The sequence below is a fragment of the Methylophilus sp. OH31 genome (assembly GCF_000576615.1).
Taxonomy (GTDB): domain Bacteria; phylum Pseudomonadota; class Gammaproteobacteria; order Burkholderiales; family Methylophilaceae; genus Methylophilus.
Window position 1 is genome coordinate 285,375 of sequence record NZ_BAUS01000012.1, and the last position, 8,680, is coordinate 294,054.

At 48.7% G+C, this 8,680-nt stretch carries 9 protein-coding genes; 1 reads left to right on the forward strand and 8 read right to left on the reverse strand.

The window, feature by feature from the left end:
• Positions 1–84: 84 nt before the first annotated feature.
• Complete coding sequence (locus tag OH31_RS14220) at positions 85–465, forward strand: DUF779 domain-containing protein (RefSeq protein ID WP_024931255.1); 381 nt, start codon at positions 85–87, stop codon at positions 463–465.
• 51 nt (positions 466–516) lie between these two features.
• Here the strand turns inward: OH31_RS14220 and cheZ are convergent, their stop codons facing one another.
• The 8 genes from cheZ to OH31_RS14260 all read right to left on the reverse strand — a co-directional run.
• Positions 517–1,197 carry a protein phosphatase CheZ gene (cheZ, locus tag OH31_RS14225; RefSeq protein WP_024931256.1) on the reverse strand — a complete coding sequence of 227 codons (681 nt, stop codon included), beginning with the start codon at positions 1,195–1,197 and terminating at the stop codon, positions 517–519.
• A 2-nt stretch (positions 1,198–1,199) separates the two neighbouring features.
• Complete coding sequence (gene cheY / locus OH31_RS14230) at positions 1,200–1,598, reverse strand: chemotaxis response regulator CheY (RefSeq protein ID WP_019882316.1); 399 nt, start codon at positions 1,596–1,598, stop codon at positions 1,200–1,202.
• 111 nt (positions 1,599–1,709) lie between these two features.
• Positions 1,710–2,780, reverse strand: a complete 1,071-nt coding sequence (locus OH31_RS14235; protein ID WP_019882315.1) for a chemotaxis response regulator protein-glutamate methylesterase — start codon at positions 2,778–2,780, stop codon at positions 1,710–1,712.
• A 25-nt stretch (positions 2,781–2,805) separates the two neighbouring features.
• Entirely contained in the window at positions 2,806–3,414 is a 609-nt protein-coding gene (gene cheD, locus OH31_RS14240) for a chemoreceptor glutamine deamidase CheD (protein WP_019882314.1), read from the reverse strand.
• Entirely contained in the window at positions 3,411–4,310 is a 900-nt protein-coding gene (locus OH31_RS14245) for a CheR family methyltransferase (RefSeq protein WP_019882313.1), read from the reverse strand. The genes cheD and OH31_RS14245 overlap by 4 nt, the downstream gene beginning before the upstream one ends.
• A 44-nt stretch (positions 4,311–4,354) precedes the next feature.
• Entirely contained in the window at positions 4,355–5,062 is a 708-nt protein-coding gene (gene fae / locus OH31_RS14250) for a formaldehyde-activating enzyme (protein ID WP_019882312.1), read from the reverse strand.
• Positions 5,063–5,115: 53 nt separating this feature from the next.
• Positions 5,116–7,683 carry a methyl-accepting chemotaxis protein gene (locus tag OH31_RS14255; RefSeq protein ID WP_024931257.1) on the reverse strand — a complete coding sequence of 856 codons (2,568 nt, stop codon included), beginning with the start codon at positions 7,681–7,683 and terminating at the stop codon, positions 5,116–5,118.
• A 332-nt stretch (positions 7,684–8,015) separates the two neighbouring features.
• Positions 8,016–8,680 (reverse strand): methyl-accepting chemotaxis protein (locus OH31_RS14260; protein WP_024931258.1); only part of this gene is annotated, 665 nt, incomplete at its 5' end.

Consider the following 8,680-nt stretch of genomic DNA (forward strand, 5'->3'; position numbering starts at 1 on the left):
ATAACGGCTTAAAAAAAGGAGCGAATTTTTCGCTCCTTTTTTTATCTATAATCACATCATGCAAACATTAACAGGGGAAGAGTAATGACAGAGCGTGTTTCTGCAACACCATCCGCAGTGACGCTGATTGAGCAACTCACCGCACAACATGGCCCTATCGTGTTTTTTCAGTCTGGTGGCTGCTGTGAAGGTAGCGGGCCGATGTGCCTGCCAGCTGCAGAGTTCCGGCCTAGTCCGGCAGACGTCAAGCTGGGTGAATTACCAGGCGGCGCTATTTTTTATATGAGCGATAGCCATTTCAGCTTCATGCACAGCACGCATACCATTCTGGATGCCATGCCGGGTTCCAGTGGTTCATTTTCGCTTGATTGTGGTAGCGGTATGGCTTTTATTACGCGCGGCCGCTTGTATTCCGATGACGAATTAGCCGCACTTCAGCCAGAACAGCGCATTGGATTTCAATAAATAAAAAAGGCATCGTGAGATGCCTTTTTTGTAGACCATGGTCTGTAGCACTTAAAAGCCAAGGCTGTCCAACAGGTCATCCACCTGCTCCTGGTTAGCCACGACGTCGACGGTATTATGCGGGTCGATTTGTGGGCCATTCAGCAAGGAATCATCATCTTTTTTGACTGGCGGTGCAAAGTCCACCAGCACTTGCACCAATTGCCTTTCAAGGTCTTGTGCCAGGCTAGTGACTTTTTTAATCACCTGGCCGGTCAGATCCTGGAAGTCCTGCGCCATCATAATATCCATCAGCAACGATTTAGTCGTGGTGGTATGCTCGTTGGCCAGTGATAAATAAGCCAATGTTTCTTGCACCACGGCATCATATTCTGATTTCAGCGATGCGCGTTGCATCACCTCTTCCCAGCGCTGTTTTAACGCAGTCGCACGGTCCGCCAATTCAGACTGCAGCGGTGTCGCCTGGTCTGTGGCATTTAACACACGCTCTGCGGCCTGCTCTGTCATTTTTGCGACATAACTCAAGCGGTCACGCGCATCAGGAATCTCCTGAGCCACCTGCTCCAGCACCTTGTCGTAGCCCAATCCGCTCAAATTGTCATGCAATGAGCGTGTCATGTGGCCAATACGGCTGATCATTTCTTCTTGTTGATTTCCGTTCAGCTCTTGCATCATGGTGGAAGCGATGTCCACGACAAGATTGTCCTGATTCGGATTGACAGCTTCGGTCATGGTTACACCTCGCCTTTTTCCAATTTTTCAAAGATTTTGGATAATTTCTCTTCCAGGGTAGCGGCCGTAAATGGTTTCACCACATAACCATTGGCTTTCGCTTGTGCCGCCGCAATAATGTTTTCTTTCTTCGCTTCGGCCGTGACCATCAATACCGGCAGCTTGGATAATTTGTTGTCTGCACGAATATTCTGCAACATGGTTAAACCATCCATGTTCGGCATATTCCAGTCAGAAACTACAAACTCAAAATCACCATTACGCAATTTGTTCAATGCATCCGCGCCATCTTCGGCCTCTTCCACATTGTTATAACCCAACTCCTTGAGCAGGTTACGTACGATTCTACGCATGGTGGAAAAGTCGTCCACTACCAGAAATTTTGTATTAGGGTTGCCCATTTGTTACTCCACTATCATTAGTTACCTATCCCGTAGCATTGATTATCTGACATGTGACGCACAATGCTATTGTCGATAAAACCGGGAATTGTCTGTTTGTTCACCACTACGTTAAACACGCAGGGCACGTTCACTATTAGTAGCTAAATAATGTAGCACCATTCGTGGCAGGTCTTTTAAATGACCCACCTCATGGACGCCACCGTGCGCGACTGCCTCGCGCGGCATGCCATACACTACGCAGCTTTCTTCATTTTGCGAGAAATTATAGGCACCGGCATTTTTCATGCGCAGCATCCCTGCCGCCCCATCCTTGCCCATGCCGGTCAGGATAATCCCCACTGCGTTCTTACCCGCATTGGTCGCTGCAGAATCAAACAATACATCGACTGAAGGCTTATGTCTATTGACGGGCTCACTGTCTGACAGCTTGGTCACATAGTTGGCGCCGCTTCTGCCCAATAACAGATGTTTATCACCTGGTGCAATATAGGCATGGCCGGGCAGCACACGTTCGCCATCCACCGCCTCTTTAACCGCAATTTTGCACAAGGTATTTAAGCGCTCAGCAAAAGATTTAGTAAACCCTGCCGGCATATGCTGGGTAATCAAAATACCTGGACAATCAGATGGCATTTGCATCAACACTGACTTAATCGCCTCTGTACCGCCGGTAGATGCGCCAATAATCAATAATTTTTCACTACTGATGAGTGGGTTGCGGATCGCATTTTGCTGCACCTGTGTATTAGAGGCTTTGGCAATGCTTTGCAAGGTACTGACTTTCGCTCTGGAGGCCGTACGGATTTTGTCTGTAATTTCGTCAGCATACTGTTGCATGCCTTGCGAAATCCCCATTTTAGGCTTGGTCACAAAATCTGTTGCACCCAGTTCCAACGCGCGCAATGTGATCTCTGAGCCCTTTTCAGTCAGCGTAGAGACCATCAGCACTGGCATCGGGCGCAAACGCATGAGCTTTTCCAGAAAATCCAGGCCGTCCATGCGTGGCATTTCCACATCCAGCGTCAGCACGTCCGGATTCAGTTGCTTGATCATTTCTCGCGCAACCAGCGGATCCGGTGCAGTGCCCACCACTTCCAGATCCTTGGTGTCATTGATAATTTCGCTCAGCAGACTGCGTATTAACGCAGAGTCATCAATGACGAGTACTTTTGTTTTCATGGCATGTCCTCTTTTTTAATTATTATTAAAACAAATCGATATCCCCACCCACATCGTTTGTCTGCAACTTGCTCGAGTAAGCTTGTTCGCGTTTGACCAATGTGTAGTTGTTCAGTTGTTTCAGTTTTTTAACCAATACCTTGCCGGTTTTTGGAAAAAAATAGACCTTGCGCGGATAAATATCCAGCAAGTCTTCGCCGGTCACTTTAATGCCCTCTTCCTTGAGATATTTTTTCACGAAGGCCGCATTGCGGTCACCGACGTTATTGGTGGTAAAGCTGCGCAAGACATTACCGCCGCCAAAAATTTTGGCTTCGAGATTTTCACGCTTGGCGCCATTACGCAATAATTGGTTAATCAACACCTCCATGGCATAAGTGCCATAACGCATAGATTCTGATACCGGGCTGTCTTTATCCGCACTGCCACCTTCCGGCAACATAAAGTGATTCATGCCACCAATGCCGGTCCGGCTGTCACGGATACAGGCAGACACACACGAGCCAAGCACGGTGACGATCAGCATGTCTTTATCGGTGTAGTAATACTCCCCTGGTGATATTTTGGCGGCGTTGGTGTTAAACGTCCTGTCAAAATACAGGGTGTTCGAAATTTCTTCTTGCATGACACTCATGTCGATTTCCGATGCGTAAACAGGCTGGAACGTGCCGCGCCACTGGTTTTTAATTTATAGACGGTTTTTCCTAACAGTTGCAGGTGATCGGAAACATATAAAAAGTTTTCCGAATGTCCGGCCAGCAACAAGCTGTCTTCATGCATGAGGGTGACAAACTTATCAATAATTTTGCCTTGTGTCGGTTTGTCAAAATAAATCATGACGTTGCGACAAAAGATGATGTCAAAACCATCGTTAAATGGCCATTGTGTATCCAGCAAATTGAGCTGATGGAAATGAATCAACTCACGCAGGCCCTTCTTCATACGCACCAGTCCATCGTGCTTGCCGGTGCCTCTTTCAAAAAACTTGCGTACTCTGGCATCATCCATTTTCTTGATGCGATCCAGAGGGTAAACCCCAGCCGCGGCAGTTGCCAGCACATTGGTGTCAATGTCAGTGGCAATAATTTCAACCGGTGGCTTGAGTGTATTAAACGCTTCGCATGCAGTGATGGCGATCGAATAGGGTTCCTCCCCGGTCGATGCGGCTGAACACCAGATGCGGATCGGTTTTGCCAGCTTGCGTGCGGCAAGCTTGGTCAAATGTTCTGCTAATATCGGAAAGTGATGCTCTTCCCGAAAGAATGAGGTCAGATTCGTGGTCAGTGCATTGGTAAATGCCTGCCACTCATCTGCATTGTTATGTTTTTCCAACGTGTCCAGATACTGTTTGAAGCTGAGCATATCCAATGCACGCAAACGCCGACCAATACGGCTGTACACCATATCGGTCTTTGCATCGGATAATGAAATGCCTGCATGGCGATAAATCAGGCTTTTAATTCTGACGAAATCATCGCGCGTAAACAAAAACTCGCGCTCTTCCTGTTCTTGTTTTTTCAATGCACTCACTTCGTTATCCTATGCAAATCCGTTGGGTTAACATTGGCCGGAAATTAAGCCTTTGTTGTATCGATACGATCTTTCATTTGTGCAATAGCCAATTCAACCTGCTTTTCTTCTTTGGCTTTGGCTTCAGCGCTCGTGCGTGCATATTTGCTGCGCTCTTGCATTTGAGAGATCGCCAATGCAGCAGACTGGTCATCAGCACGACGGTTTTGTGCTTCTGGTGTTTGCGCTGCAAATGGATGCAAGGCTTCTTTGTATTGTTTCACCACATCAGCGGCTTTAGGCTCACGGGCAACAGCGGCTTTAATCGCGATTTTGGTTGCGCGATAGTTCCAGTCCTGGATACGGTCATCCATGTCAGCTTTGCTGTCAATGAATACGCCAACGCAAATAAACACGTCATCTGCTTCTTCCAGTGGAATCGTGCCATCAGCAACGCAATCCATCACTGCCATCGCTACGCCACGTTGCGCCGGGCCAAACATTTGTGTTGCCTGACGGCCATCTTTGATGGTCACTTTGTTAAACATCACTGTGTTTGGTTTTACCATCATGTTTGGCGCTGCAATCGCCAATAAACCGTTTACCCCTTGTTTTTGGTCGGTGAGCGTACGACAAAATGCGTCTTCTGCAGCGCTACCGCGTGGGCCCATAATTAAGTCAATGTGCGCCACATTTTTCAAATCCAGGCCACCCTCTGGGCGATCCTCGATAACCAAACCTTCACCAATTAACACTCGATCAATCACAGCCATTTTTTTAACTCCTGATAAAAAGTACTACTTATTAAAGGACGATAGCAACCGCCCTAACCGTTGCTGACCTGGCGATATGATTCGCCCCAGCCCGCATTTCCAACTTGATGGCCGGACACTTTTGCGTGCCCATCCACAATAAATACACCGACAGCCGTTGCCAGCTCATTTGAATGATCCATGAGCGATTCAGCCGCTGCGGCAGCTTGTTCTACCAACGCAGTATTCTGCTGGGTCACATCATCCATGCGGATCACGGCATCGTTTACCAGGGCAATGCCTGCACTTTGCTCGTTAGACGCCGAAGCGATCTCACCGATAATGACGCTGACGCGTTTCACAGAATCCACAATTTCATGCATGGTGTTGCCAGCTTCTTCTACCTGGCGACTACCCTCTGCCGTTTTGTTAACGGAATCGTTAATCAACTCTTTAATTTCACGTGCGGCGACTGACGAACGCTGGGCCAAATTACCCACCTCGTTGGCTACCACCGCAAAGCCTCGACCCTGCTCACCGGCACGCGCTGCTTCCACGGCCGCATTCAGCGCCAGGATATTGGTCTGGAAAGCAATGCTGTCGATGACAGAAATAATGTCTTCAATCTTGCGTGCGCTTTCGTTGATATCACTCATGGTGCTTACCACCGCATTGACCACTTCGCCACCCTTCACCGCCACTTCTGAGGCTTGTGCAGCCAGATGATTGGCCTGTTTAGCGTTATCAGCATTCTGTTTCACGGTTGAAGCCAGTTCATCCATGCTAGAAGCTGTTTTTTCAAGATTCGCGGCCTGGTCCTCAGTACGACGGCTGAGATCCGCATTGCCTTGTGCGATTTCCTTGGCAGCAATGTTGATAGACTCGGCAGCCGCTTTCACGGTCAGCACCGGCTCAACAATCATATCCAGCGTCTGGTTCATGCCCTCAACAATTTTGCGATAGTCGCCAGGATGTTTCGCGGCATTGGCGCGCACAGTCACGCGGCCTTCACGGGCAGCTTCTGCCAGCATTTGCGCATCGGCATTCAATGCTTTCAAATTACTGCGTACTTGTTCAATGGTTTGATTAATTTGGGCTTTTTGGCCAGGAAACCGCTCTAATGGCGCGTCAAAGTCGCCATCGCCAAACGCCTGCACACAGGCCATGGCTTTTTGGTTCAATTCAATGTGTCCGGCCACAATCTGGTTGATGCTGGCAGCGAGCACGGAGAACTGGCCTTTAAACATATCTGCACGCAAGGTCATGTCAATATTGCCCTTTTCATGCTCGGCATTGACCCAGTTAACAGAGTCGACAATGCCTTTCAGGTTACCGCGGATGCGGTCCACGCTCTTGTTCATGGCGGCTTTCTGGCCAGGCATGGCCTCCAGTTGTACTGTCAGGTCGCCACGGCCAATATTGTCCATCACCGCAATAAACTTCTCTGTATCGCGGACATAGGCCGTCACCATGTGGTTCACGCCTTCTGCCACCGCTTTAAAGTCGCCATCAAACTGGCTGATATCCAGCAAGGCATCAATCTCACCTTGGGCATGGGCCGCAGAAACCTGCGCCATATCTGAAATCAGTGTTTTAACGTTATTCTTCAAGCTGTCAAAACTGACATTCAAGGCATTTAAATCGCCTGGTAGCGACTCCAGCTGGGCGCCAAAATTACCTTGCCCCAGCAACTGCATGGACTGGCTGGTTTTGTGCAGGATATCGGCATGCATCGTCAGCATGCGATTAATATCCTGCGCCATATTGCAATATTCACCGCTAAACCTGTCGACATCAATCACAGCCTTGATGTTGCCTTTGGCATGCTCAGCCACGACATAAGTCATTTGCTGATCCAATGTGCGCAAGGTCGCTTTTGCCAGGTTTAAAGCGTGAATCACATTATCATCGCTGTTCGCGTGCAACTCTGAACTGCTACTAAAGTCGCCGTTGGCAATGCCTTTGGCCGCTTCTAATGCTTCGTAGGTTTCACCACCCACATTACGTCTGATAGATCCTATCAACAACGAACCCACCGCCACAGTGAACAGAATCAGGCCAATATTCAGGCCATAATTAACCCACTCATTGTGGTTAATCAATACCGGCGTTTGTTGCTCTATGCGTAACGCGCCATCACTGGCCTGTTTGACTACAGCGTCAACTGCCAGTCTATGCTTTTGATACGCAGCCTGCAATCTTTCCAGTGCCTGATCAATTTGCTTTTTGTCACCACTGCGGATAGCAGGAATCACTTCGTTATCACGCACGTTGAAAAATTGATTGCCACTCTCAAACAAAGGGCCAATCACACTGCTTTTCAAAGTAGATTCCGGCAGTTGGGTTTGCCAATAAGTGTGGCGCTCTTCAAAGGATTTTTTCAGTGTGTTGCCTTTATCCACCAGCGCTTGCAAAGGCTGGTTGTTTAAAGACACCATTTCAAGCACGGTGAGCCAGGATTCGATCAGATATTCAGGCGGGGGCAATACATCGGCGATCAAGTCTTTATGATTAATGATTTGCTGATAATGCGCGCCATGAATCGCTAATTCGCGATCGCCTAAATTATCCAGATAGCTGGTCGTGACAATGCCTGAACCAAGTACAGCCAGCATCAAGCCCAACTGTGACTTTAGTTTCATGTGAGAAAATTTTCCCGCCAATGTACTCAACGTCAATCCATTTAACGATGGTGAGGACATGCTTGCCACTCCTTAATTGATTCAAAATCCCAGTTACTGGCCTGTTTGTTTTGTTTCTTGGCCTATGTTGGTGATTATTAAGCATGCAAGCCCGAATTGAATTGCCTGTAAAAAGGGGAATCTCGGCTCTTTTGCTGTAATTGCAACCCTAAAGAAATTCAAATGTGCGTAATGGCCAGAGTGGCGTGTTACAAGGGCTGGCAGCAGGATGCCTGGAAGCAGATATAAAAAAACCGGCTGAATAAGCAGCCGGTTTTTTATGTTGAAGCTAGTTAAAACTCTTCCCAATCACTATCATCGGTGCCGGTTTTGGCAGAGATCTTAGGCGCTGGCGTCGCATGCGGTTTGGGGGCCGCCACCGGTCGCCCGGACGATCCACCGCCGAAGCTACTGGACACTGGCGGTAGTGCCGCATGGGTATGGGTGCTGGCTTTAAACCCGCCGGATTGACTGCTGTGGCCAAACCCACCGCCGACACGACCCTCGAGTTTAAACTGGCTGATCGCATCGGCCAATTGGTTAGCCTGATCAACCAGGGATTCAGCTGCAGCTGCTGCCTCTTCTACCAAGGCCGCATTCTGCTGCGTGGTTTCATCCATGCTGGTCACAGCCTGGTTCACTTGATCAATACCTGTCGTTTGCTCGGTAGATGCCGCGGAGATCTCGCTGATGATGTCGGCCACACGTTGTACTGAAGATACCACTTCGTCCATGGTGTTACCTGCATTCTCTACCAGCTTGGTGCCTTCTGTGGTTTTATTCACAGAGTCTGTGATCAGCTCTTTAATCTCTTTCGCTGCACTGGCTGAACGTTGGGCCAGGTTACGTACTTCACCCGCTACTACCGCAAAGCCACGGCCCTGCTCACCCGCTCTTGCTGCTTCTACCGCTGCGTTCAACGCCAGGATGTTGGTCTGGAACGCAATACCGTCAATCA

Excerpts from the sequence above, each read along its gene's own strand:
- OH31_RS14220 (WP_024931255.1), top strand. The coding sequence starts at position 85 with ATGACAGAGCGTGTTTCTGCAACACCATCCGCAGTGACGCTGATTGAG.
- cheZ (WP_024931256.1), bottom strand. The coding sequence starts at position 1,197 with ATGACCGAAGCTGTCAATCCGAATCAGGACAATCTTGTCGTGGACATC.
- cheY (WP_019882316.1), bottom strand. The coding sequence starts at position 1,598 with ATGGGCAACCCTAATACAAAATTTCTGGTAGTGGACGACTTTTCCACC.
- OH31_RS14235 (WP_019882315.1), bottom strand. The coding sequence starts at position 2,780 with ATGAAAACAAAAGTACTCGTCATTGATGACTCTGCGTTAATACGCAGT.
- cheD (WP_019882314.1), bottom strand. The coding sequence starts at position 3,414 with ATGAGTGTCATGCAAGAAGAAATTTCGAACACCCTGTATTTTGACAGG.
- fae (WP_019882312.1), bottom strand. The coding sequence starts at position 5,062 with ATGGCTGTGATTGATCGAGTGTTAATTGGTGAAGGTTTGGTTATCGAG.
- OH31_RS14255 (WP_024931257.1), bottom strand. The coding sequence starts at position 7,683 with ATGAAACTAAAGTCACAGTTGGGCTTGATGCTGGCTGTACTTGGTTCA.